This is a genomic window from Polaribacter sp. IC073 (genome assembly GCF_007997075.1).
In the GTDB taxonomy this organism is placed as follows: Bacteria; Bacteroidota; Bacteroidia; order Flavobacteriales; family Flavobacteriaceae; genus Polaribacter.
In genome coordinates this window covers 24,800-50,303 of record NZ_VORS01000001.1, presented here as the reverse complement: position 1 = coordinate 50,303, position 25,504 = coordinate 24,800, and the positions used below count along the sequence as shown (strand labels likewise).

Sequence of the window (25,504 nt, the reverse complement as noted above, 5' to 3'; positions counted from 1 at the left end):
AATCGGATTAAAATTCTGCATTTTGTGGTGTTCTTGGAAACGGTATTACGTCTCTAATATTGCCCATTCCTGTTGTAAACTGAACCAATCTCTCAAAACCTAAACCAAAACCAGAATGCACTGCTGTACCAAATTTTCTCAAATCTAAATACCACCAAAGCTCTTTTTCATCAATATTCATGGCTTTCATTTTCGCTAACAAAACGTCATAACGTTCTTCACGCTGCGCACCGCCAACCATTTCTCCAATTCCTGGAAATAATACATCCATAGCTCTAACTGTTTTACCATCTTCATTTAAACGCATGTAAAATGCTTTAATATCTGCTGGATAATCAAACAATATAACCGGGCATTTAAAATGCTTTTCAACTAAAAAACGTTCGTGTTCAGACTGTAAATCGGCTCCCCATTCATTTATAGGATATTGAAACTTCTTCTTTTTATTAGGTTTAGAATTTCTAAGAATATCTATTGCCTCTGTATAAGAAACTCTTTTAAAATTGTTGTCTGCTACAAATTTTAGCTTTTCTAACAGGCTCATCTCACTTCTCTGTAATTGAGGCTTAGACTTTTCTTCTTGTGTAAATCGTTCATCTAAAAAGGCTAAATCTTCTTTACAATGTTCTAGAACATAGCTTAAAACAGATTTTATAAAATCTTCAGCCAAATCCATATTACCATCTAGATCCATAAAAGCAACTTCTGGCTCAATCATCCAGAATTCTGCTAAATGACGTGTTGTATTTGAATTTTCTGCTCTAAAAGTTGGTCCGAAAGTATAAACTTTACCTAAAGCCATGGCATACGCTTCTGCTTCTAATTGACCAGAAACGGTAAGGTTTGTTTCTTTTCCGAAGAAATCTTTAGAATAATCTATTTTACCATCTTCTGTAACGGGTGCTTTATTGTCTTCGAAAGAAGTAACTCTAAACATTTCACCTGCGCCTTCAGCATCAGACCCTGTTACAATTGGGGTATTTACATAGTTAAAACCATTGTCTTGAAAATATTTATGAACCGCAAAAGAAAGCTTAGAACGCACTCTCATTACTGCACTAAACGTATTTGTTCTTACACGCAAATGTGCATTTTCTCTTAAAAATTCAAAACTGTGTTTTTTGGGTTGAATCGGATATTCATCTGCATTAGAATCTCCTAAAATTTCTATCTCAGAAACTTGAATTTCTACCGATTGTCCTTTTCCTTGACTTTCTGCAATCGTTCCTTTTATAGAAACTGCTGCTCCTGTAGTTATTCTTTTTAAGGTTTCTTCAGAAGTGTTTTCAAAATCGATTACACACTGTATATTGTTTATGGTAGAGCCATCATTTAAAGCAATAAAACGATTGCTTCTAAAAGTTCTAACCCAACCTTTTATAATTACTTCTTGTAAAACGGTACCTGATTTTAATAATTCTGCTACGTTATTTTTCATCATCATCTTTAAATATATTGTATTCGAAATTGTCTTAGTTAAAAGAGTAAAGATACTTTATTGTTAGAAATTAATCAACAAATGAAAGGTCAATAAAATTTTAAAAGTTATTCTGTCTTCTCTTCTTCAGTAGGAAAAATCCTAATTTTTGGCTCTTTAAACACTTTTTTATTCGCAATTTTCTTTTCGAAAGTTAGCAATAAAGAAGGTAATAATAATAGGTTAGAGACCATGGCGAGTAATAATGTTACAGAAACCAAACCACCCAAGGCAATGGTACCTCCAAAACTAGAAAGTGTAAACACTAAAAACCCAAAGAAAAGCACAATAGAAGTGTAAAACATACTTACGCCGGTTTCTCTTAAAGCTGCATATACAGAAGGTTTTATCTTCCATTTATTAGCAATTAGTTCTTGCCTATATTTTGCTAAAAAGTGAATGGTGTCATCCACAGAAATACCAAATGCAATACTAAAAACTAAGATGGTAGAGGGTTTTATAGGAATGTCTAAAAAGCCCATTAAACCAGCTGTAATTAATAGTGGAAGCATGTTTGGAATTAATGAAATTAAGATCATTTGTGGTGATCTAAACATCCACGCCATAAAAATTGCAATCAACAAAATAGCTAATGAGAGCGAAAGGACTAAGTTATTAATTAAATAATTGGTCCCTTTTATAAATACCAATGCTTTTCCTGTTAATGTAACGGTATATTTATCTGCCGGAAATTCCTTGGCAATAACTGCTTTTAATCGCTTTTGAATAATATCCATTTTATCGGTACCAATATCTTTCATAAAAGTGGTAATTCTGGCATATCTACCTGTAGAATCTACAAATGTCTTAAGCATGCCAGCATCACTATTAGAGTTTTTGGTATATGAAAAAATATAGCTTTGTTCTTGATTTGTTGGTAATTGATAATATTTAGGATTTCCTTTATAATACGCTTGTTTCGAATATTTAACCAAGTTAACTACGGATATTGGTTTAGATAGTTCTGGAAAAGTTTCGATGGTTTCATTTAGCTCTTCCATCTTTTTTAAAGTAGAAAGCTTCATCACCCCGTTGTCTTTTTTAGTATCAATTAAAATCTCTAACGGCATAATACCACCAAACTCTTTTTCAAAGAATTTAATGTCTTTGTAAAAGGTAGTCTTCTTAGGCATGTCTTCAATTAAACTACCTGAAACTTTAATCTTATAGATACCAATAATACTTAAAACGATGACTATAACCGTTGCAAAATAGATAGTAATTCTTTGGTTTTTTACCATTTTCTCCATCCAATTTACTACATTTTCGATCCATTTTGTTTCTAAATGGCTTAAATGCTTTTTCTTAGGAAGTGGCATAAAACTGTAAATAATAGGAATGATTAGTAATGCCAGAATAAAAATACTGATGATATTTACAGAAGCTAAAATTCCAAATTCACGCAATAAATTACTTTTTACAAAGACAAAAGTTGCAAAACCAGAAGCAGTTGTAATGTTTGTCATTAATGTTGCGTTACCTACTTTAGAAATTACACGTTGTAAAGCTTTTGCTTGTTGCCCATGTTTTTTTATTTCTTGTTGATATTTATTGATAAGGAACACCGCATTTGGTACACCTATTACAATAATTAAGGGAGGTATCAATGCTGTTAAAACCGTGATTTCATAACCAAACAATCCTATAAAACCAAATGCCCAAACAACACCAATGATAACAACTAGAAGTGTAATAAAAGTAGCTCGAAAGGATCGAAAGAAGAAGAAGAAAATTAAAGCCGTAATGCCCAAAGCGCCCACAACAAAGAGAAGAATTTCATCTTGAATATTTTGTGCATTGAGAGTTCTAATATATGGCATCCCGGAAACACGGACGTCTAGGTTGTTTTCTTTTTCAAATTTTTCTATAGCAGGAATGAGTACTTTAAAGATAAAATCTCTACGTTTTGGCGTATTGATAATTTCTTTCTTAATATAGATTGCTGTTTGTAAAGTTCCTGTTTCTTTATTAAAGAGTAAGTTGTCATAAAAAGGTAGCTTCTCGAAAAGCTGTTTTTTAATCGCATTTACTTCTTCTACTGTTGTAGGATTCTCTTCATATAAAGGTTCTAAAATAAATTTTCTATTTTTTCTATCTGCCTTTAATTTCTGAACATCTGCAATAGAAATGGTGAAATCTATTTCCTCTCTTTCATCAAATTGGGCAACTAATTTGTTCCAAGCATTAAATTTCTCTGGAGTAAATACCGTAGAATCCTTCACACCAAGAATAACTAAGTTCCCCTCTTCACCAAAAATCTCTAAAAATTTATTGTATTCTAAGTTTGCTTGGTGGTCTTCTGGGAGCAGGTTTGCTTCTGTATATGAGAATTTTATATACTTCATTTGAGATGCTAAAAATGCTGTTATTAAAGCAATAATTAATAAAACCAAGTATCGGTTTCTTAATATAAGGCCAGCCGCTTTTGTCCAGAAATTCATTTAAAAAATTTTGAACAAAGGTAACTAAATAGAAGTTGGGTTTTAATCAAAAAAAAAGGTGTTTTATAAAAAACACCTTTTTTAATTTGCAGTTATTATACTGTCATTATTTCTTTTTCCTTAACAGAAAGTTTATCTTCTATTGTTTTAACATAAGCATCTGTAAGCTTTTGTACTTCAGCTTCAGAGTCCTTTTTTAAATCTTCAGAGATATCTGTTTTTTTAATATCGTTGTTAGCATCTTTTCGAGCATTTCTAATTCCAACTTTTGCATGTTCAGCTTCAGATTTTGCTTGTTTGGCTAAACCGATTCTCCTTTCTTCCGTTAATGGTGGAACATTGATCATAATAATATCACCATTATTCATTGGATTAAAACCAAGATTAGCAATCATAACTGCTTTTTCAATTGGCTGTAACATATTTTTTTCCCAAGGTTGTATCGCTATTGTTCTTGGATCTGGTGTAGTAACATTTGCAACTTGACTTAAAGGCGTTTGAGCGCCATAATAATCTACCATTACATTTGCTAACATTGCGGGAGTAGCTTTACCAGCTCTAATAGCTCTTAGTTCTTTTTCTAAATGAGCAATTGCATTAACCATTGCTTCTTTAGTAGTGTCTAATATAAATTCAACTTCTTCGTTCATCTTACTAGTAATTTCAAGATTTTATTTATTATTAATAACAATAGTACCAATTTTTTCTCCTGAAACCAACTTTAATAAGTTTCCGTTTGTATTCATATCAAATACAATTATTGGTAGTTTATTTTCTTCACTCAATGTAAATGCAGTCATATCCATTACTTTTAAACCTTTTGCTATTACATCTTTAAAAGTAATCGTTTCAAATTTAACGGCATCTTTATTCTTTTCTGGATCTACGTTGTAAATTCCGTCTACTCGAGTTCCTTTTAAGATTGCATCTGCATCTATTTCTATAGCTCTTAACACAGCAGCGGTGTCTGTTGTAAAATACGGATTACCTGTTCCTGCTCCAAAAATAACCACACGCCCTTTTTCTAAATGACGAATTGCTTTTCTTTTGATGTATGGTTCGGCAACTTCTTTAATTTCTAAAGCGGTTTGCAAACGTGTCTTTACATCTTCGTCTTCTAAGGCACTTTGCAAAGCCAAACCGTTTATACAGGTTGCCAACATCCCCATGTGGTCTCCTTGTACACGATCCATGCCGTTTGCAGCACCTGCAACCCCTCTAAAGATATTTCCACCACCAATTACAATGGCTACTTCTACGCCTGTTGCTACTACTTCTTTAATTTCTTTCGCGTATTCTGCCAAACGTTTTGGGTCAATTCCGTAGGCTCTTTCACCCATTAAAGCTTCTCCGCTTAATTTTAAAAGAATTCTTTTGTATTGCATAGTTTATTTTAAGAGTTGTGCGAAATTACGTATTTTTTTTGAGTTTCCTTTTTTTGAACAAAAAAAAACCTCGTTTTCAAATAATATGAAAACGAGGTTTTAAAAATATGATTTTTTAGAATGTTTATCCTAAAGTAACTCTTTTGAATCCACTTACAGAAACATCACCATACGTTTTAACGTATTGTGCAACATTTTTCTTTTCATCTTTAATAAAAGACTGATCTAAAAGACATTGTTCCATATCTAAAGTTGTGTTATCTGCAATAAATCTTTCCATTTTTCCTGGTAAGATTCTATCCCAAATCTGCTCTGGTTTCCCTTCAGCTTTTAATTCCGCTTTAGCAGCCTCTTCAGCTTTTGCTAAAATTGCATCAGATAATTGAGACATAGAAATAAATTGAGGTACGTTTTTCAACGTTTTCCCTAATCTACCTAACTCGATATTATCTTTTTCAATTACAGCTATTCTAGCTTCAGTTTCTGCAGCTACAAATGCAGGATCAAAATCTTTATAAGATAATGTAGATGCACCCATAGAAGCAACTTGCATTGCAACATCTTTCGCTAAAGTTTCTGCGTTATTTACAACAGCAGATAAACCAACAATAGCAGCAATTTTACCAATGTGAGTATAAGCACCAACATAAGCAGCTTCAATTTTTTCAAAAGCTGTTATCTCTAACTTTTCTCCAATGACACCCGTTTGTTCAACTAGTTTATCGGCAACAGTCATTCCTTCAAAATCTGCAGCTAAGAAAGCTTCTTTATCTGCTGAGTTTAAAGCGATGTCTGCAAATTGACCACCTAAAGCTACAAAAGATTCGTTTTTACCAACAAAATCAGTTTCACAAGCTAAAACGATTGCTACACCTTCTGTTTTAGAGTCGTTAATTCTTGTTACTGCAACTCCTTCTGTAGAATCTCTATCAGCTCTTTTTGCAGCAATTTTTTGACCCTTTTTACGTAAAATGTTTATTGCTTCGTCGAAGTTATTTTCTGCCTCTACTAATGCCTTTTTACAGTCCATCATTCCAGCTCCAGTAGCTTCTCTTAAATTTTTAACGTCAGCAGCACTTACTTTTACCATGTCACTTATTTTTTGTTAAGAAACCTAAGTTTCTAAGTTGTTATTAATTATTTTTTTTCTTCAGCAGATGCGTCAGTAGCTTCCGTTTTAGGAGCCTCTTCCTTTGCAGGAGCTTCAACTTCAGTTTCAGCCTTTGGAGCTTCTACTTTAGTTTCTTCTTTTTTAGGAGCTTCTTTAACTTCTTTTACTTTTTCTTTGTCTGCTTTTCTATCAGATAAACCTTCTGCAACTGCATTTGTAACAAAAGATAATACGATGTCTATAGACTTAGAAGCATCATCATTTGCAGGAATTACGTAGTCTACTTCTCTTGGATCAGAGTTTGTATCCACCATTGCAAAAATTGGAATATTTAATTTTTGAGCTTCTGCTACTGCAATGTGTTCTTTTTTGATATCAACTATAAATAAAGCACCAGGTAAACGAGTCATATCTGAAATAGAACCTAAATTCTTTTCTAATTTCTCTCGCTGACGATTGATTTGTAATTTTTCTCTTTTAGATAATGCATCAAAAGAACCATCGGTCTTCATTCTATCAATTAAAGCCATTTTCTTAACAGCTTTTCTAATAGTAACAAAGTTCGTTAGCATTCCACCAGGCCATCTTTCAGTAATGAAAGGCATGCTTACTGCTTTTGCTTTTTCTGCAACGATATCTTTTGCTTGCTTTTTAGTTGCAACAAATAAAATTTTACGCCCAGAGTTAGCGATCTTTTTTAAAGCTTCTGAAGTTTCTTCTATTTTTGCAGCAGTTTTATACAAATCAATGATGTGAACACCATTTCTTTCTGTATAAATATAAGGAGCCATGTTAGGGTTCCATTTTCTAGTAAGGTGTCCGAAATGTACACCATTATCTAATAATTCTTGAATGTTTACGTTTGCCATTTTTTAAATGTGTTTACTTTCTGTTTTGAAATCAATAATTAAGTAGTCTTTCGAGTCTTAACTATTTAGATGCTAAACTGTTTACTATTAATTGTTTGTAATAATAACAGTTCTCGATATAATATAATACAGCATAAATTCTGCGTAATATATTAACGTTTCGAGAATTGGAATTTTTTACGTGCTTTCTTCTGACCAAATTTCTTACGTTCAACCATTCTAGGATCACGCGTTAATAAACCTTCTGGTTTCAAGATAATTCTGTGCTCAGCATCAATATGAACTAATGCTCTAGTGATTGCTAAACGAATTGCCTCAGCTTGTCCTGTAATTCCACCACCGTAAACATTTACTTTGATATCATAAGATTCTAAGTTTTCTGTTAACATTAATGGTTGTTGCACTTTGTACTGTAAAGTACCTGTTGTAAAATAACTTTTAAAGTCTTTTTTGTTTACAGTAATGTCTCCTTTACCTTCTGAAAGATAAATACGAGCAACAGCTGTTTTTCTTCTACCTATTTTGTGTACTATATCCATTATAAAAGATCGTTAAGGTTAATAGCTTTAGGTGCTTGACCTGCGTGTTTGTGCTCTGTTCCTGCATATACATACAAGTTTCTGTACAAAGCTGCTCCCAAAATATTCTTTGGTAACATTCCTTTTACTGCTTTTTCGATTAATCTTGTAGGATCTTTCTCAAACATTTCTGTTGCAGTTAATGATCTTTGTCCACCTGGATACCCTGTGTGACGGATGTAAGATTTCTCTTTCCATTTGTTTCCAGATAATACAATTTTTTCTGCGTTGATAATAACCACGTTGTCTCCACAATCTACGTGAGGAGTAAAGTTTGGTTTGTACTTACCTCTAATTAGCTTTGCTATAATAGAAGATAGACGACCCAACGTTTGCCCGTCCGCATCAACCAAAACCCACTCCTTGTTTACGGTAGCGCTGTTTGCTGATACTGTTTTGTAACTTAATGTGTTCATAATTACACTATTAGTTTTTGTATATTAATATAATTCATTTTCCTTAAAAAAGGAGTGCAAATGTAATGCTATTTATTTGATTGACAAATAGTGATTTAGATTATTTTTTAACTTTTTTGTATCAAAAAAGCGTCACTTAAAATTAACACAATCTTAAGAAAACTTTAAGAAAACAGAAAGGTACTTTTGTAAAATCTATTAGTTAGCTATAAAAGTATCTCTGCTACATGATGTAATCAACCCAAAAATCAATGAAATTTATTCTTACACTATTTATATTTACACTCTTTTTTGCATTTAATTTACAAGGACAAGGCAGGTCGTTACAAAAGGTTTCTAAGAGAATTTACACAACTAAAAAACTGGTAAAAACACCGATTATAGATGGTAAAATTTCTGAAGATGCTTGGGATGCTGTAGAGTGGTCGTCAGATTTTGTAGAAAAAGAGCCAAACGAAGGAACCCCGCCAACATATCAAACAAAATTTAAAGTGATGTATGATGCAAAATATTTATATGTTGCTATCAGAGCTTTAGATGGTGAACCAGCATTAATTCAACAAAGGTTAACCAGAAGAGATGGTTTTGCGGGAGATAGAGTAAATGTGATCATAGATAGCTATCACGATAAAAGGACTGCTTTTGTTTTTACAACAACTGCTGCAGGTGTAAAAGGTGAAGAAATTGTTACGCAGAACGGAAGTAATTGGGACGAAAGCTGGAATCCTATTTGGTATACAGACGCAAATGTAGATGAGAAAGGTTGGACCGCAGAGATGAAGATTCCTTTCAGTCAGTTGCGCTTCGGTAATGCTAAAGAGCAAATTTGGGGATTTAATATCAATCGAACTATTTTTAGATTACAAGAACGTTCTCTTTGGCAAAGAATACCAAACGACCAAGCAGGTTTTATAAGTGAGGCTGGTGAATTACATGGTTTAATAGATTTAAAATCTCAAAAACAATTAGAAATTCAGCCTTTTACAGTTTTACAATATGATAATTATCCTAAAGAAGGAAGTAACCCTTTCAGAGATGGAAGTGATTTTAAGGTAAACGCAGGTTTAGATGCTAAAATTGGAATTACCAATGATTTGACTTTAGATTTAACAATCAATCCAGATTTCGGGCAAGTAGAAGCAGATCCTGGGACAATTGCTTTAGACGGATTTCAAGTTTTCTTCAGAGAGCAGCGACCTTTTTTTGTAGAAAATAAAAATATTTTTGATTTTAAATTTGCTAACGGACGAGATAATCTTTTCTATAGTAGAAGAATAGGTGGTAATCCACAAAGAAATGCAGATTTACAAAACGGTGAATTTGCAGATACTCCGAAAAATTCAACAATTTTAGGAGCAGCAAAATTTTCTGGGAAAACACAAAACGGATGGTCTCTTGGTGTTTTAGAAAGTGTTACCGCTAATGAATTTGCAGAAATAAGACAAGTAGATGGTAAAACAAGAGAAGAAATTGTAGCGCCTTTAACGAACTACCTTGTAACTAGAGCTCAGAAAGATTTTAATGAAAGAAATTCTTATGTAGGTGGAATTTTTACAGCAACCCATAGAAATTTAGATGGTAATTTTTCTGAATTACACAAAGCTGCTTATACAGGTGGAATCGATTTTAGGCATACTTGGCGTAAAAGAGAGTTTTATGTGGAAGGAAATTCAATTTTAAGTTATGTTACAGGAAGTGAAAAATCTATAGAGAAAACACAACGTTCTATTACTAGATTGTTTCAGAGAGCAGGTACAGATTATGTAGATGTAGATGCTACAAGAACTTCTTTAACAGGAACAGGGGGTAAGATTGAAACAGGAAAACAAGGCGGAGGCAACTGGCGTTACAACGGTGGTTTTATCTGGCGTTCTCCAGAATTAGAGTTGAATGATGTTGGTTTTTTAAGGCAAACAGATGAAATGATTCAATTTGTGGAAGGAAAATATTTATGGCAAGTTCCAAAAGGAATTTACAGAGATGTTAGTGTAAGTCTAGAGCAATCTAGTACTTATGATTTTGGTGGAAACTTAAACAAATTTAGATACGAGCTAGAAGGAAACGTAAACTGGGAAAATAATTGGTGGACAGAAGCTGGAGCAGGAGCAAGTAGTCAAATTCATAGAAATGCATTTTTAAGAGGGGGGCCCCGATGGCGAGCTGCAAATGATGCGTTTTATTATGGGTCTTTTGGTTCAGATAGAAGTAAGAAATTTAGTTTTAAAGTTGGCTATCTCGCCGTAAGAAGTGAAGAAGATGTTTTTAATAGAAACAGGTATGTTTTTAGTATGAATTATCAACCTTTCGATTCTTTTAGCATGTCTTTGGAAAATGTATTAAATCAAACGGAAAACAAGACACAATATATAACAACGAGAGATTTTGGCAATTCTAAAAGGTACATTTTAGGAAATATAGAAAATGATACTTGGTCTACTACTTTAAGATTAAATTATAGTTTAAACCCTAATTTTTCTGTTCAGTTTTATGGGCAACCTTTTATTTCTAGAGGAAGATATTCTAACTTTAATTTTGTAAATAATCCTACAGCAGCCTCTTTTAGTGATCGTGTGAATTTTTACAATTCAAATCAAATTTCTGAAGCAACAAATACAAGTGGTGGTGCTATTTATACAATTGATGAAAACTTAGACAATACTGCAGATTACTCTTTTAGAAAACCAGATTTTTCTTTTGTACAGTTGCAAACAAACTTGGTTGTAAGATGGGAGTATATTGCAGGGTCAGAACTGTTTTTTGTTTGGGCAAGAGGTTCTTCTGGATCACAAGACTTTAATGACTCGTTAACCGATAGTGTAGATAGTCAGGTTTTTGATGTGCCTGCAAATGATACTTTTTTAATAAAAGCAACGTACAGGTTCGTGCGATAATTTTATGTAAAAGTAGCACGTTGCAAACGGTCATTTATAGAATTTCCTAATCCAAATTCAGGAAATTTTTCGGCAATAATAATGTCTAAATTTTTACTGTCTAATGTATGCATTGCAGCATATAATCTAGATGCAGCTTCTTGTATAGAACCATTTTTTGATAAAACAATTTCTGTTAAAGAAGAGTTCTCTAAAGAGTTTTTGAAAACTAAAACACCTATTTTTTTTCCTAGATGTTTTTTTACTTCGGAAGCAACATCATCAACTAAAAAAGTACGTGTCTTTGGTGCATAATGTCTTGCTAACATGCCAGGAGCATCCGGACTTATTTCTTCTTTATTTTTGATGTTCATTCTACCTACAACAGCTTCAATATCTTCTAAAGCCAAAGCACCTAATCTGTAAATAATTGGTTCTTCATTTTCGAATCCAATAATGGTAGATTCAATTCCATTAGAACAAGCACCACCATCTAAAACCATTTGAATGTCATTTTTAAAATAACGTTCTACATGTGCTGGCTCTGTAGGGCTAATACTTCCAAAAGGATTTGCACTTGGTGCAGCCAAAGGAAAAGGTAATTGTCTTAATAGCTCTAAAGTTACGGGGTGATCTGGCACACGAACAGCAACGGTGTCTTTTCCTGCGGTAATAATATCTGGAATGTTCTTGCTCTTTTTTAAAACCAAAGTCATAGGGCCTGGCCAAAAAGCAGCTGCTAATAATTTTGCCTTTTCAGGAATATGAGTTGCAATAGCTTCTAAAGAATCTACGGAAGGGATGTGCACAATTAAAGGATTAAAAAACGGACGTTTCTTCGTAGAAAAAATACTTTTAATCGCTTTTTCGCTAAAAATATTACCAGCCAAACCATAAACGGTTTCAGTTGGTATCGCTACCAATTGCTCGTTCGTTAATAATGCTACTGCTTTTTGTATGTCTTTAGATATAATGCTCATAATTCGAACGCAAAATTACGTATAAAATTGATTTGTTACTGTAATTCTGGTTAATTTTACTTCATACCAGCTTTAGGGCATATTTATCAACCGAAAAAAAACCAATGAAAAATAATTCACTGGTTTTTTATGGATCAAAAATTTATCAATCTCTTTTAAAAGACTTCAGTTGAAACTATTTTTTGAGTGTTTCCTCAAATAACTTATAGATACGTCGGTATTCATCCGACCAACTAGAGGCTTCTATAAAACCGTGAGATTCCATAGGGAACAAAGCCATTTCCCAATTTTCTTTTTTCAATTCAATTAAACGCTGAGATAATCGTACAACATCTTGAAAATGTACATTTGTATCTACCATACCATGAAGTATTAATAAGTTGTTTTTTAAACCTTCAGCAAAATATAAAGGAGAACTTCGTCTATAAGCAACAGGGTCTTCTACAGGGGTGTTTAAAATATTTGCCGTATAACCATGATTGTAATGTGCCCAATCTGTTACAGATCTTAATGCTGCACCACTTTTAAATGTATCTGGTGCGTTAAATAATGCCATTAATGTAATAAAACCACCATAAGAGCCACCGTAAATGCCAAGCCTGTCTTTATCTATTCCTTGTTGGTCTACTAAATATTTAGCGCCATCAACATGGTCGTCTAAATCTTTTCCTCCCATATGTCTGTAAATAGAAGTTCGCCAATCGCGTCCGTAACCTTCACTTGCTCTGTAGTCGATTGCTAAAACAGTGTAGCCATTATCTACTAGAAAGTTATGAAACATATATTCTCTAAAGTAAGATGGCCACCAATAATGTACATTTTGTGTATAACCGGCACCATGAACAAAAAGTATGGCTGCACCATTTTTATTGGATGCTTTTGGTTTGTAAAGTGTCGCCGGAACTTTTACACCATCTCTGGCAGTAAATTGAACAATTTCAGAATCAATCCATTGGTGTGCGTTAAATTCTTTGGTTGTTGATGTTGTAAGTTGTGTCATTTTAGAACCCGCTTTATTAGGCATTACAAACAATTCCCATGGTTTGTTGGTGTAGGAATAACGAATCGCTAATTGTTTTTCGTCTGGCGAAATAGTAACTTCATGTCCACCTTTTCTAGCGGTAATCTGTTTCATTTCTCCTCCTTTCACTGGTAGGTGATAAAAGTGATGTTCGTGCGGACTTACTTTGTTACTTGTTATATAAAACGTCTTTTTATCTTTTGATAATTCTGTGTTTAAAATTTCAAAATCTCCTTGCGTCAGAGCTTTAATTTTGCCAGAGTTTACATTGGCAGTATATATATGAGAGTATCCCGTTTTTTCAGATTTAAACCAAATATTGGTGTCATCTAACCAACCAATAGCACCGCGTGAAAACCAACCAACTTCTGGTCCACCGATCCATGCATCATCATGTTGTCTGTCTAGTTGTTCTAAATTTCCGTTGGCAAGATCTAAAGACATAATCCAACGGTCTTTATAGTCTTGTGATGTTATATTTACAACTGCTTTACTATTGTTTGAAAAAATCGGATTGCCAATATTTACATTTCTAGCTGACTTGTAAAGTGGGTTAAATATAGAGTCTTTTGCAACATACTCTTTTAGGTATTTTGGTTTGTCAAAAATACCATCAATCTCGTCTGCTTTAATTTGATATATTTCCCTTGTTTTTAAGTTTAAAATCCAAGATTCTGAGGTAGCTTGTTTGCTTCCTGTTTTAGAATGTGCATTCAAATTTGTAGTATAACCGCTTTCTGTTACAAAATCTGGTACAATAGTATTTTTACTTTTTGAAGATTTATATAAATTATAAACAACATAGTTTAAGTCTGGAGAGATGTTTAGTCCGTATACACTCTTAACTCCAGTATAAGTAGTTTCTAAGTCTTCTATTTTTGTTTGTTCATTTCTGTATTTACGGGCATCACGTTCATTTTTACGTTTTTCAAGAACATTAAAATACTTTAGTTGATCATTTCTTAACCATTCATCTTGTTCAGTTGCTGTTTCCTCAGATTCTTTAGAGCCTTTTTTAAAGTTGGTCAACTGTTGTGTAATTCCACTTGTAATATCCCATTTGTATAAATTATTGTTTAGTTGATAAACAATTGATTTATTATCTCCTGAAAATTGAGGGCTCGATTCTCTCGCTTCAGTTTTTGTTATTTGTTTAACCGAGTAGTTAGACATATTCATTAAATAGAGATCACCGTTTTTAGAAGATACCTTCCATTTGTAATCTTTTGTATAATTACCATAACCAGTACTGTTTTTAAGTTCAGAAAAAGTTCGTTTTTTTATGGTTTTAGATTTTACATTTACTTTATATGATGAACGTAAAGTATCATTATCTGGGTTCCAACTAAAAAAAATATCTTTATTATCGTCGGACCAGTTGATGCGTGTTGGAGAATATCCTACAAAATCTTCACCAAGCATTATTTGGTCGATGGTAAGTTTTGATTGATTATTGCTTTGTGCAAAATTAAGAGATGTGGCCATACAGAGTAGCCATAGAAGTGGTTGTTTCATTTTTTAATTAGTTGAATAAAATTGTAAGTACTTTGTTTTGCCACCAATTTAGATATTTTATGAGTAAGATTGGAAACGAACAGAAATATTAACATTTTCTTTAGTAAAAGATGTACAGAAATGTAAGTAATATATTGATTTTAAGTTACAATAATAAATATTATTTAGAGCGTTAATTTTTAAAGGTCTACTTAAATTTCATTCATTAATAAAAACAATATTTTTTTATCTTTTTCAGCCAATTCATGAGATACCTCTTCAGAATTAAAACGGAGTTTAAAAGAGTAAATAGCATTTTTTAAGTTGGTTGTATTGTAGCCAATATATTTTAAAGCAAAAGTGGTATTAAAGTTTAAAGGAAGTACTACTGTGTCTAAATTTTCTTCATCATACCAAATTCCCAGTCCGCTATCTGCTAATGCCTTCCAAGGAAATAATGCACTTGGATCTGTTTTTCTTCCAGGGGCAATATCTGCATGACCAACGATGTTTTGTGTAGGAATTTTATATGTATCCGTCAATTTTTGAAGCAAGAAAACCAAACTGTTTATCTGAGCATAAGAAAAAGGTTCTGAACCATCATTATCTAATTCAATTCCTATAGAAGCACTGTTTATGTCTGTGTTTTTTCCCCAACTTCCGCCACCAGCATGCCAGCCTCTTAGTAAATCGTTTAGCATTTGTGTAATCGTTCCGTCGTTGCAAATTACGTAGTGAGAACTTACTTGTGTGCGCTTTAAAGCAAAGGTTTTGTAGGTTTGTTGGCAGCTATCTTGTGCTGTATGATGGATGACAATTAAATTTGGTTTTCTTAAGTTGAAGTTTTGAGACTTTATAACATTTGTTATTCTATTATTTATGGTGTCTTGCTTTATTTCACGAAGAGAATTTCCGAGTTTTTTAGCTTCTTTGTTGTATGTTTTTTTTGATACCTGGTAGCTGTTTTTAGCACAAGAACCTAGTAATACAAGAATAAGTAATAGTTTTAAATACTTCATAATTAATTTTTTAGTGCACTTTTTATTAAGTAGCAGTCGGACAAAATAACAAATCAGTAGGGTTGTCGATATCATATAGATATTCATAACCCTTAGACTCCTTCTTACAAAAAGGCTCTAAAAGTCTTGCCATGTTTGTAAAACCTTCTATGGTTAAAACACAGAAAAAAGTTTCATTGTCTTTTGTCATTATTCCTTCATCAGATTTAAATAAGCCAAAAATTAAATTGCAATTGCGTGGCGTTATAAAATCTACTTCAGCTAAATCTAACTTCTTTCTTTTAAGAATAATGGTCTCTACTAATAAATCTCTAAACAAAATTGCTTCTGCTTTGTTAAAGTTATATAGTCGTACAATATTTTGCTCGTGACCATTTATATTTTCAATATAATCTAATTCCATTTTATATATGCTAATGTGCTTGTAACCAATTCTCTCCAATTCCAACTTCAACATCTAGAGGAACGCTCATTTTAAAAGCGTTTTCCATTTCGTATTTTATAATGGGTCTGATAATTTCTAACTCGTCTTTATGTGCATCAAAAACCAATTCATCATGCACTTGCAATAACATTTTCGATTTAAAACCTTCTTTCTCAAAACGATTGTAAATATGAATCATTGCTATTTTTATAATATCTGCTGCAGAACCTTGTATGGGTGCATTTACAGCATTCCTTTCTGCTCCAGATCTTACCATTGCATTTCTAGAATTGATGTCTTTTAAATACCTACGTCTGTTTAAAACCGTTTCTACATAGCCATGTTCTCTTGCGAAATCTACTTGTGCAGACATATATGCTTTTAGCTTCGGATACGTTTCATAATAGGTATCAATCAATTCTTTTGCTTCACTTCTAGACAAATCGGTTTGATTGCTCAACCCGAAAGCAGAAACTCCATATACAATTCCGAAATTTACCGTCTTTGCATTACTACGTTGTTCACGAGTTACTTCATCTAAAGGAACATTAAAAACTTTTGCAGCGGTAGAAGCATGAATATCTTCACCATTTCTAAAAGCTTCCATCATGTTTTCTTCTTCACTTAAAGCAGCAATAATTCGCAATTCTATTTGAGAATAATCTGCCGCTAACAGCACATAATTTTCATCTCTAGGAATAAACGACTTTCTTACTTCTTTACCACGTTCTGTTCTAATAGGAATATTTTGTAAATTCGGATTGTTAGAACTCAACCTTCCGGTTGCAGCAACTGCTTGCATATATTCCGTATGAACTCTTCCTGTTTTCGGATTCACTTCATTTGGCAAGGCATCTACATACGTACTTTGTAATTTTTTATACTGACGATATTCTTGAATATCTCTAATAATTTCATGGTCTTTAGCTAAGAAAGATAAAATATCTTCTCCTGTTTTATACTGACCCGTTTTTGTCTTTTTAGGTTTCTTTACCAATTCCATTTTATCGAACAATACAATACCTAATTGTTTTGGCGAAGCAATATTAAATTCTTCTCCTGCTTGTTCGTAAATATTTTTTTCAAGCCTGTTGATGTCATCCGTTAAGGCAACAGATAGTTCTTTTAGGAAATCGGTATTGATGTTAATTCCTTCAATTTCCATGGCTGTTAAAACTGAAACCAAAGGCAATTCGATTTCATTAAAAAGTTTGGTTACATTTCCAGTTTCTAGTTCCCCCATAAAAAGTTGTTTCAATTGAAATGTAATATCTGCATCTTCAACGGCATATTCTGTTTGATCTGCAACTGGAACAACGCGCATAGAAAGCTGATTTTTCCCCTTTTTACCAATTAAATCTACAATAGAAACCGGTTGATAATTCAAATAGGTTTCTGCTAACATGTCCATATTATGACGCATGTCTGGATTGATTAAATAATGTGCAATCATCGTATCAAATAGTTTCCCTTTTACAGGCATGTCATAATTTGATAAAACTTTAATATCATACTTTAAATTATGACCAATTTTTTCGATTTCAGATTCAAAAAAGGGTCTAAATTCTTCTAAAATAGTTTTTGTTTCTTCTTGGTCTTCTGGGAAAGAAACATAATATCCTTTACCAACTTCATAAGAAAAAGCGATTCCTATTAGTTCAACTTCTAAGGCTTTTAAACCTGTTGTTTCTGTGTCAAAACAAACCGAAGTTTGTTCCATTAATTTTCTAAGTAATAATTTTCTTGAGAAAGGCGAATCGATATGTTGGTAAAAATGACTCGTATCTTTTATGGTTTTAAATCCGGATGCTACTTCGGCTTCAGAAACACTTCCGGTTCCTGGAGCCGCAAATAAATCAAACTGACCTTCAGGAATCGGTGCTGGCTTTTTAGTTGTTGACTTCTCGACCGCGCTCGAAGTGACGTTTGAAGAACTTTCTGCTGAATTTGTTTTTTCTGCATTTTCAACAGCAAAAGTTTTCGTGAAATTGGTTAATAAATTTCGAAACTCTAACTCGTTAAAAAGCTCGGTTACTTTTTGAATGTCTGGTTGATCTAACTCAAAATCTTTCGCATGAAAAGTAACAGGAACATCTAGCATAATGGTTGCCAATTGCTTAGAAAGGATGCCTAAATCTTTGGCAGCTTCTATTTTTTCTTTCATTTTTCCTTTTAGCTCATGCGTATTTGCTAATAAGTTTTCCATAGAACCATAAGTAGCTAAAAACTTTTTAGCCGTTTTTTCTCCAACACCAGGTAAACCAGGAATATTATCTGCAGAATCTCCCATCATTCCTAAAAAATCGATGACTTGTTCTGGGGTTTCTACTCCAAATTTTTCTTGTACTTCTGGTACTCCCCAAATATCGTAACCACCACCAAAACGAGGTTTGTACATAAAAATGTTTTCAGAAACTAGTTGCGCAAAATCCTTATCTGGTGTTACCATATAGGTTTTGTAACCTTCTTTTTCTGCTTGTTTAGAAAGGGTTCCAATAACATCATCTGCCTCAAAACCATCTTTTACCATTATAGGTATGTGCATGGCTTTTAAAATCTCTTGAATGTAAGGAACTGCCAATTTTATAGCTTCCGGAGTTTCATCTCTGTTTGCTTTATACGCTTCAAACATTTCTACTCTGTCTACACTTCCGCCTTTGTCAAAACAAACCGCTAAGTGATCTGGTCTTTCTCTTTTTATAACATCTAAAAGAGAGTTCATAAAACCCATAATTGCAGAGGTATCTAAACCTTTACTATTAATTCTTGGGTTCTTTATAAAAGCATAATAACCTCTAAAAATTAATGCAAAAGCATCCACTAAAAAAACTCTTTTTTGATCTGACATATCTATTTTGTAACCTATTTGGATAATAATTCTTATGAAAATGAGTGAAAATATTGTCACCACAGACGCAGCAGTAAAGCTACAAAACTTTAACATGCTATTAAAATTCCATCGACATTATAACCATTATCTTTGTCAAAATTTTTAAATAGAATATATGCCACGTTGGGTACTCCCGTTAATCTTAGTAACCGTTTTAATTGTTGCAGTAGAAATTTACACGTTTCAAGCCTTTAAAACTATTTCAAAAAGTAAGCTAGTCCGTTTTTTATTCTTAGCAACTAGTGTTGGGGTCTATTTATATTCTTTTATCACCATTTTCGGGTACGATAGAAGTAACGGTCAAACACCACAATTTCAAATGGCAATGGGTTTGTTATTAACGGTTTCAATACCTAAGTTGGTTATTATTTTAATTCTTTTTGGGGAAGATAGCTACAGATGGATTCTAAAATTAATTTCCGCAATCTCATCCGGAGAAACAAAATCTTTAGTTGGTAGAAGAAAGTTTATTTCTCAAATAGCTTTGGGTTTAGCAGCAATACCTTTTGCTTCTTTTATCTACGGTATTGTACAAGGAAAATACAATTACAAGGTTTTAAAATATCAATTAACATTTAAAGATTTACCAGAAGCATTCGATGGTTTTACAATTACCCAAATTTCAGATATTCATTCTGGGAGTTTTACCAACAAAGAAAAAATTAGATATGGCGTCGATCTAATCAACGAACAAAAATCTGACATTATGTTGTTTACCGGAGATATTGTAAATAATAAAGCAGATGAAATGGACAATTGGATGGATGTTTTCGACAAGTTAGCGGCAAAAGAAGGAAAATATTCCATTTTAGGAAATCATGATTATGGCGATTATATGGATTGGGACAATCCGCAAGACAAAATAGATAATTTTCAGAAAGTAAAAGACATTCATCAAAAAATAGGATTCGATTTATTATTAGATGAACACCGTTATTTAGAAAAAGACGGACAAAAAATAGCCTTAGTGGGTGTAGAAAACTGGGGGAAAGGATTTAATCAGGCAGGAGATTTGCAGCGAGCGGCTTCAGGCATAAAACAAGAAGATTTTAAAATCTTAATGAGCCACGATCCAAGTCATTGGGAATATAAAGTAAAACAAGATCCACTTCATTATCATTTAACTTTAAGCGGTCATACACACGGTCTGCAAATGGGCATCGAAATTCCGGGTTGGTTAAAATGGAGTCCGTCTAAATATGTGTACAAACAATGGGCTGGTTTGTATGAAGAAGCTGGCAGGTATATAAATGTAAATAGAGGTTTTGGGTACCATGCCTTTCCTGGTCGCGTAGGTATTTGGCCAGAAATTACGGTTATAGAATTGAAAAAGGGTTGATAATGAGTAGAGTCCTATAGGTTTCTTATATTTGTAAATTAACTATTAAATGTTCTATACGTTTTTCCCTTAAAAAACTTATGATATGACAAAATTCGGAGAATTAATTAGCATTCAAAAACCAGTTCTTATAGACTTCTATTCAGAATTGGGAGGTGCAGAAAACACCTTAGAAGTACTAAGAGGTGTAGCTAAAGCGTTGGGTGATAAGACCAAAGTAATAAAGATAGACATAAATAAAAATGAATTTCTTGCAGATTCTCTGCGTGTAAAAGGAAGCCCTACATTTATTATTTATAAAAATGGCGAAATGAAATGGCGCCAAACAGGTGCTCAAGACGCCAATACTTTAATTGGTTTGTTGCAACAATATATCTAATTTTTAGAAGCTATTTCCTGCTTTCACTACTCGCTTTTTTTATCCTGAAAAAGGAATAAAAAAGAGCTCAAACAAACCGCTCAATCAGGGCTAGAATTGCTTGCTAACTATTTGTTCTTGCGAAAAGTTAAGTGATTTTTTGTTTTCATTAAATTGGTGCAAAGACATTTTCCTTAGAAGTTACTAAGAAATAATCTTATTATTAATTGAAAATAAATTTATAAAAAGAGCAATGACAAAAATATTGATGGGAATTATATTGAGCATAATTTTTTCTAATTTAAGTTTCGGACAAGAGTTATAAAAGGGTCAAAAAAGATAGAGTGCTAAAGAAAAACTTACAGCTGAAGATTTTAAAATAAAAATTAGTGACGAAAATAATCCTACTGTTTATAGTCCGTTTATGATTTCCTGTGCTGCACAAGGATTTTATTTTTTAAAAAAAAAATCTGAACAGTAAAATTGAAAACCTATTTCTAGGAAATGCTTCTTGGTTAGACGCAACGAAAGTAGAAAGTATTAAAAAGCAAATTGAATTTCAACAAACTCAGTTTGAACTTGCCGAAATTCAGGCACGTAAATTTAGACAGCGATTATTTATAAAAAAATGGAAAATATCGAAAGGTTTTAACATTATGAATGCTATAAGTAATGATATAATGGCAGAATTTTCTGAAATTCGACTGAAACTAATCAAAGAAACAGAAAGTAGTACAAACGAACAAAAAGTTTTTGAATGGAATCAGAAAATTGCGAATGAATTGAAAGAACTAAATGAGTTTCGGTTTGATAATAAAAAGAAAATAAAAAGGAAAAAATAAAACCTGTTTGTTGATAATATTAAGTATAATTTACCACCAAGTTTTTGCTCGCGATAACTATTTTATTAAGAGAAGAGTACCTTAAATTGCTTTAAAAGTAAAACCCTGTTTAGAAAACTCTTTTAAAACTTTAGGCAATACAAAACTTACCTTTTCTGCTGCTTTTATACTGTCATGAAAAACAATAATACTCCCGTTTTTAGTGTTTTTTAAAACGTTCTGCAAGCATTTCTCTTTAGAGATTGAAGTATCAAAATCTGCAGATAAAACAGTCCACATAATTATTTTATAGCCTTTCTTAAGAATTTCTTTCGCTTGAGATTTTTTTATCTTTCCATAAGGAGGTCTAAAAATTTTTGGTTGAATTGTTGCATTGCCATACCTCGTAATTGTTTTTTCGCATACCTCAACATTTTCTAGATAAACTTCGTTTTCAGTGCTCCAGCCTTTTAAGTGATTTTGCGTATGATTTCCTACAGCATGCCCTTCAATAATAATTCGGTTAAAAATATCCGGATGATTTACTATGTTTTTTCCAATGCAAAAAAAAGTAGCTTTTGCATTGTATTTTTTTAACGCGTCTAAAACAAAATCAGTAATTTCTGGTGTTGGTCCATCATCAAAAGTGAGGTAGATTTCTTTTGTATCCAAAGAAAAACGCCAAACATATTTAGAGAAAAATCTCATAATACTATTTGGCGTTTTTGTAAAATATGTTTTCATAAAAGCTTACTCTTCATCTGGCATTAAATGACCAAAAAGCTTTACTGTATTCATAAATTCTGTTTGAATTTTAGAAACGTACTCTCTGTCTTCACTTCCTCTTTCAATTTGATCTATTAAGTTTTTAAACATATAGAGCGAAGTGTCAATTTCATCAAAAATAAGATCACTATCGTTTTTATCAAAAGTACTTAACCAAATTAGTTTTTCTCTAATTAGACGTGCTAAAGTGTTTGCCGTTTGTTCTGCTTTTTCATTTTCACCTAAATTATAATACATCTCTGGGTATCCTAAAGAGAGACTATAATGATCAAATTTTTCAATAGGTAATTTGTCTAAAGATAAATCTAAAACTTCTACGGCTTTTAAAGTATCACCTTCTTTTGCAAAAGCATCAGAAAGTCGCATTAAACTATTTCTTAAAGAAATAGCGTTTCTTTTTGTTTGTTCATCTAAGTAAATTTTACCGCTGTTTATGTTTTTCCATTCTAATTTCTGAATGTTTGCATACATTTTTTCAGCATCGATTCTACCAATATCGAACAAGCTTACTTCTCGCTTTCTACCGCTTTCATCAATATATTTTGCAGGTGTTTTTATGGGTACTAATTTAAATGCCAAACCATCTAGCTGTAAATAATCTTTCAACCAAATATATTCTTCATCTGCATTTGCACCACCTGTAAAGTAAATAGGGCGTTTCCAGTCGTTGTTTGCTAAAATATCTAGCATTAAAATACGGTTTTTAGTAATCCCGCGATCATCAATAGTAATGTCTATAAAATCTACAATTTTGTCTGCATCCTTTTGAGCAACAACACCATTTTTTAAAACATTTTCTTTGTTTACTGGAATTCGGATTCTATTTGTTGGATAGAATTTTTCTTTAATATTATTCTCTTCATCAATATAATATGTGGCATCACTATCTGAAGAAATCCAACGCATAAAGTCTTTAATTGCAATTACAGAATCTTTAAACCTCGGGTGTTCTATGTGGTATGCAATGTCTAAACTTCCGTATTTATATTGGTGATGTTCTAACTGCGACGGAATAGGAGGTGCGTCATAAGTGGCGCGTTTCATCTGATCGATGTACCAATCTGTCGCAAATAAACTCGTGTTAATTAGCTTTAAATCGGTTCTAATACCTTCTACTTCTTGCATGTACCAAAGTGGGAATGTATCATTATCTCCAATGGTAAACATAATGGCGTTATCGTCTGCACTTTCTAAGTATGCTTGGGCATTTAAACGCGTTGTGTATCTGTTAGAACGGTCATGGTCGTCCCAGTTTTGAGAAGCCATTAATGTTGGCACTGCTAGTAAAGAAACTACAGAAACTACAATAGCAATGGTTTTTTTATTGGCAAAGTTTTTTAAATATTCATACAATGCTAAAACACCAAAACCAATCCAAATTGCAAAAACATAGAAACTACCAACAACGGCATAATCACGCTCTCTTGGTTCAAAAGGTTTCGGATTTGTATAAAATATAATGGCAAAACCAGTAAAAGCAAAGAATAAGAAAAGTGTAAAGAAGTTATTTTTGTCCCATTTTATTTGGAAGAATAAACCAATTAGTCCTAAAATTAGTGGTAAAAAGTAGTATTTGTTGCGTCCTTTATTTTCTAAAACCTGTGCAGGAAGTTGCTGTTGAGAACCCAACCTAGCTTCATCAATAAAGTCAATTCCGCTTATCCAATTTCCATTAAAAATATCTAACCTTCCTTGAACATCATTTTGTCTTCCAGTAAAATTCCACATAAAATAACGCCCATACATGTAGCCAAATTGGTAGCTAAACATAAACTTTAAGTTTTCACCAAAAGTGGGTCTTCTTTTACTATTTGCAGGAATACCTGCAATGCCTTTATACATTTTCTCTGAGCCAGGAGCTACCATTCTTGGTATGAACCCCTTGTGCTTATCAGAATAATTAGGCGTTACATTTTTGTATTTATTTACAATAACATATTTGCCGTTTATTTGTTCATATTTAGGTTTGTCATCTTTAAAAGGCTGCTTAGCGTCTTGCTCTCTTTCAAAAGAATTTGAATAATAGGTATCATAAAAAACATTGGCATCTCCATATTGTTCACGCTCATAATACGCTAGTAATTCTCGTGCGCTAGAAGGGTTGTTTTCATTAATTGTGGTATTTGCATTGGCTCTAATTGGTAACATCATCCAAGAAGAAAAACCAATCATAATAAAGAGTACGGATAAAATTAAGGTGTTTGTGTGTATTTTATTGTTTTTTCGTGTGTATTTTAATCCGAAGAAGAACAGGGCAATTAAAATTATGGCTGCAATAATACTTCCAGAATTGTAAGGCATTCCAATAGAATTGATAAAAAATAATTCTGATGCACTAAAGAACTTTAATGTAAAAGGGAATAAAAATTTAAAGACAAACATTAATGCTATAACAGAAAGCACAGTGGCAATTGCCGTGGTCTTTAAATTGATATTTTTATACGTCTTAAAGAAATACAATAGTACAATTGCTGGTATGACCAATAAAGATAATATGTGAACGCCAAATGATAAACCAACCACAAAACTTATTAATATTAACCATTTATTTCCTCTAGCAGTGTGTATTTCACTTTCCCATTTTAAACCTAACCAAAATAAGATGGCCATTAAAAAGGATGACATTGCGTATACTTCACCTTCTACAGCACTAAACCAGAAACTATCTGAAAAGGTGTATGCTAAAGAACCAACAATGCTACTTCCTAAGATTGCGATGTAGCTTCCTTCTGTTGTTTTACTTGATTTTAAGGACAATTTCTTAGCTAAGTTGGTAATTGTCCAAAACATAAATAAAATGGTAAATGCGCTTGCTAAAGCAGACATAAAGTTCACCATTTTTCCTATTTCGGAAACATCTGAAGTAAACATTGCAAAAAATGCACCTAGCATTTGAAACAAGGGAGCACCTGGTGGATGCCCAACTTCAAGTTTTACAGAAGTTGCAATGTATTCTCCAACATCCCAAGCACTAACCGTTGGTTCTATAGTTAAAGAATAAGTTATTAGAGCAATTACAAATGTTAACCATCCTAAAATGATGTTCCATTTCTTAAAGTTTGCTTTTGTCATAAGGATTACATAATATTGTGATGGCGAATTTAACAATAATTATGAATAAATTGCTTGTTAAGCGCTTAATTGCTAAGAGAAATCCTCATAAATGTTTGTTAAATGAAAAATATATTTAAAAATGTTTGCAGATTTTAAAAAAAAGTCTAAATT

Annotated in this window: 19 protein-coding genes; 4 read left to right on the top strand and 15 right to left on the bottom strand. The window is 32.6% G+C overall.

What is annotated here, in order from left to right:
• Window positions 1–7 precede the first annotated feature (7 nt).
• The 8 genes from asnS to rplM all read right to left on the bottom strand — a co-directional run bounded on the left by asnS (window position 8) and on the right by rplM (window position 8,277).
• Window positions 8–1,441, bottom strand: coding sequence for an asparagine--tRNA ligase (gene asnS / locus ES045_RS00200; RefSeq protein WP_147110559.1), 1,434 nt, complete (start codon window positions 1,439–1,441; stop codon window positions 8–10).
• Between the two features lie 104 nt (window positions 1,442–1,545).
• The gene (locus ES045_RS00195; RefSeq protein ID WP_147110556.1) at window positions 1,546–3,918 is read right to left on the bottom strand and encodes an efflux RND transporter permease subunit; all 2,373 of its coding nucleotides are present in this window, start codon (window positions 3,916–3,918) and stop codon (window positions 1,546–1,548) included.
• A 95-nt stretch (window positions 3,919–4,013) separates the two neighbouring features.
• Window positions 4,014–4,568 (bottom strand): ribosome recycling factor, encoded by a 555-nt coding sequence (gene frr, locus ES045_RS00190; RefSeq protein WP_147110553.1) that lies wholly within the window; start codon window positions 4,566–4,568, stop codon window positions 4,014–4,016.
• Window positions 4,569–4,589: 21 nt separating this feature from the next.
• Window positions 4,590–5,303, bottom strand: a complete 714-nt coding sequence (gene pyrH, locus ES045_RS00185; RefSeq protein ID WP_147110550.1) for a UMP kinase — start codon at window positions 5,301–5,303, stop codon at window positions 4,590–4,592.
• Between the two features lie 124 nt (window positions 5,304–5,427).
• On the bottom strand, window positions 5,428–6,393 hold the full coding sequence (tsf, locus tag ES045_RS00180; RefSeq protein ID WP_147110547.1) for a translation elongation factor Ts: 966 nt from the start codon (window positions 6,391–6,393) through the stop codon (window positions 5,428–5,430).
• Window positions 6,394–6,440: 47 nt separating this feature from the next.
• The gene (gene rpsB, locus ES045_RS00175) at window positions 6,441–7,283 is read right to left on the bottom strand and encodes a 30S ribosomal protein S2 (protein WP_147110543.1); all 843 of its coding nucleotides are present in this window, start codon (window positions 7,281–7,283) and stop codon (window positions 6,441–6,443) included.
• Between the two features lie 152 nt (window positions 7,284–7,435).
• Window positions 7,436–7,822, bottom strand: coding sequence for a 30S ribosomal protein S9 (rpsI, locus tag ES045_RS00170; RefSeq protein WP_100946437.1), 387 nt, complete (start codon window positions 7,820–7,822; stop codon window positions 7,436–7,438).
• A complete protein-coding gene (gene rplM / locus ES045_RS00165) occupies window positions 7,822–8,277 on the bottom strand; it encodes a 50S ribosomal protein L13 (RefSeq protein WP_147110540.1) in 456 nt (151 codons plus the stop codon). Before rplM ends, rpsI begins: the two co-directional genes overlap by 1 nt.
• A gap of 251 nt (window positions 8,278–8,528) precedes the next feature.
• On the opposite strand from rplM, the gene ES045_RS00160 reads away from it, so the two are divergent.
• Window positions 8,529–11,168: a DUF5916 domain-containing protein gene (locus tag ES045_RS00160; RefSeq protein WP_147110537.1), complete on the top strand. Its 2,640-nt coding sequence runs from the start codon at window positions 8,529–8,531 to the stop codon at window positions 11,166–11,168.
• Between the two features lie 2 nt (window positions 11,169–11,170).
• On the opposite strand, the gene ES045_RS00155 is transcribed toward ES045_RS00160, so the two are convergent.
• From ES045_RS00155 to polA, 5 genes are all read right to left on the bottom strand, one after another.
• Window positions 11,171–12,127, bottom strand: a complete 957-nt coding sequence (locus ES045_RS00155; RefSeq protein WP_147110534.1) for an L-threonylcarbamoyladenylate synthase — start codon at window positions 12,125–12,127, stop codon at window positions 11,171–11,173.
• Window positions 12,128–12,302: 175 nt separating this feature from the next.
• On the bottom strand, window positions 12,303–14,663 hold the full coding sequence (locus ES045_RS00150) for a S9 family peptidase (RefSeq protein WP_147110531.1): 2,361 nt from the start codon (window positions 14,661–14,663) through the stop codon (window positions 12,303–12,305).
• Between the two features lie 191 nt (window positions 14,664–14,854).
• A complete protein-coding gene (locus ES045_RS00145; protein WP_147110528.1) occupies window positions 14,855–15,661 on the bottom strand; it encodes an N-acetylmuramoyl-L-alanine amidase in 807 nt (268 codons plus the stop codon).
• Between the two features lie 25 nt (window positions 15,662–15,686).
• Window positions 15,687–16,064, bottom strand: a complete 378-nt coding sequence (locus tag ES045_RS00140) for a hypothetical protein (RefSeq protein ID WP_147110525.1) — start codon at window positions 16,062–16,064, stop codon at window positions 15,687–15,689.
• Between the two features lie 10 nt (window positions 16,065–16,074).
• On the bottom strand, window positions 16,075–18,933 hold the full coding sequence (polA, locus tag ES045_RS00135) for a DNA polymerase I (RefSeq protein WP_147110522.1): 2,859 nt from the start codon (window positions 18,931–18,933) through the stop codon (window positions 16,075–16,077).
• Window positions 18,934–19,090: 157 nt separating this feature from the next.
• Here polA and ES045_RS00130 point away from each other — a divergent pair, with 157 nt between their 5' ends.
• The 3 genes from ES045_RS00130 to ES045_RS00120 all read left to right on the top strand — a co-directional run bounded on the left by ES045_RS00130 (window position 19,091) and on the right by ES045_RS00120 (window position 21,514).
• A complete protein-coding gene (locus tag ES045_RS00130; protein WP_147110518.1) occupies window positions 19,091–20,314 on the top strand; it encodes a metallophosphoesterase in 1,224 nt (407 codons plus the stop codon).
• Between the two features lie 85 nt (window positions 20,315–20,399).
• Entirely contained in the window at window positions 20,400–20,693 is a 294-nt protein-coding gene (locus ES045_RS00125) for a thioredoxin family protein (protein WP_147110515.1), read from the top strand.
• Window positions 20,694–21,328: 635 nt separating this feature from the next.
• Window positions 21,329–21,514, top strand: a complete 186-nt coding sequence (locus ES045_RS00120; RefSeq protein ID WP_147110512.1) for a hypothetical protein — start codon at window positions 21,329–21,331, stop codon at window positions 21,512–21,514.
• A gap of 81 nt (window positions 21,515–21,595) precedes the next feature.
• On the opposite strand, the gene ES045_RS00115 is transcribed toward ES045_RS00120, so the two are convergent.
• Both ES045_RS00115 and ES045_RS00110 read right to left on the bottom strand, forming a co-directional pair.
• Entirely contained in the window at window positions 21,596–22,237 is a 642-nt protein-coding gene (locus ES045_RS00115; protein WP_147110509.1) for a polysaccharide deacetylase family protein, read from the bottom strand.
• A gap of 6 nt (window positions 22,238–22,243) precedes the next feature.
• Window positions 22,244–25,351, bottom strand: coding sequence for a DUF2723 domain-containing protein (locus ES045_RS00110; RefSeq protein ID WP_147110506.1), 3,108 nt, complete (start codon window positions 25,349–25,351; stop codon window positions 22,244–22,246).
• Window positions 25,352–25,504: the final 153 nt, after the last annotated feature.

What these genes read in the sequence shown, in the direction of transcription:
- polA (WP_147110522.1), bottom strand. Translation starts at nt 18,933, where the DNA reads ATGTCAGATCAAAAAAGAGTTTTTTTAGTGGATGCTTTTGCATTAATT.
- ES045_RS00115 (WP_147110509.1), bottom strand. Translation starts at nt 22,237, where the DNA reads ATGAAAACATATTTTACAAAAACGCCAAATAGTATTATGAGATTTTTC.
- rpsB (WP_147110543.1), bottom strand. Translation starts at nt 7,283, where the DNA reads ATGGCAAACGTAAACATTCAAGAATTATTAGATAATGGTGTACATTTC.
- ES045_RS00110 (WP_147110506.1), bottom strand. Translation starts at nt 25,351, where the DNA reads ATGACAAAAGCAAACTTTAAGAAATGGAACATCATTTTAGGATGGTTA.
- ES045_RS00130 (WP_147110518.1), top strand. Translation starts at nt 19,091, where the DNA reads ATGCCACGTTGGGTACTCCCGTTAATCTTAGTAACCGTTTTAATTGTT.
- ES045_RS00160 (WP_147110537.1), top strand. Translation starts at nt 8,529, where the DNA reads ATGAAATTTATTCTTACACTATTTATATTTACACTCTTTTTTGCATTT.
- ES045_RS00150 (WP_147110531.1), bottom strand. Translation starts at nt 14,663, where the DNA reads ATGAAACAACCACTTCTATGGCTACTCTGTATGGCCACATCTCTTAAT.
- tsf (WP_147110547.1), bottom strand. Translation starts at nt 6,393, where the DNA reads ATGGTAAAAGTAAGTGCTGCTGACGTTAAAAATTTAAGAGAAGCTACT.
- frr (WP_147110553.1), bottom strand. Translation starts at nt 4,568, where the DNA reads ATGAACGAAGAAGTTGAATTTATATTAGACACTACTAAAGAAGCAATG.
- ES045_RS00120 (WP_147110512.1), top strand. Translation starts at nt 21,329, where the DNA reads ATGAATGCTATAAGTAATGATATAATGGCAGAATTTTCTGAAATTCGA.
- ES045_RS00140 (WP_147110525.1), bottom strand. Translation starts at nt 16,064, where the DNA reads ATGGAATTAGATTATATTGAAAATATAAATGGTCACGAGCAAAATATT.
- ES045_RS00195 (WP_147110556.1), bottom strand. Translation starts at nt 3,918, where the DNA reads ATGAATTTCTGGACAAAAGCGGCTGGCCTTATATTAAGAAACCGATAC.
- pyrH (WP_147110550.1), bottom strand. Translation starts at nt 5,303, where the DNA reads ATGCAATACAAAAGAATTCTTTTAAAATTAAGCGGAGAAGCTTTAATG.
- ES045_RS00145 (WP_147110528.1), bottom strand. Translation starts at nt 15,661, where the DNA reads ATGAAGTATTTAAAACTATTACTTATTCTTGTATTACTAGGTTCTTGT.
- rpsI (WP_100946437.1), bottom strand. Translation starts at nt 7,822, where the DNA reads ATGGATATAGTACACAAAATAGGTAGAAGAAAAACAGCTGTTGCTCGT.
- asnS (WP_147110559.1), bottom strand. Translation starts at nt 1,441, where the DNA reads ATGATGAAAAATAACGTAGCAGAATTATTAAAATCAGGTACCGTTTTA.
- ES045_RS00155 (WP_147110534.1), bottom strand. Translation starts at nt 12,127, where the DNA reads ATGAGCATTATATCTAAAGACATACAAAAAGCAGTAGCATTATTAACG.
- rplM (WP_147110540.1), bottom strand. Translation starts at nt 8,277, where the DNA reads ATGAACACATTAAGTTACAAAACAGTATCAGCAAACAGCGCTACCGTA.
- ES045_RS00125 (WP_147110515.1), top strand. Translation starts at nt 20,400, where the DNA reads ATGACAAAATTCGGAGAATTAATTAGCATTCAAAAACCAGTTCTTATA.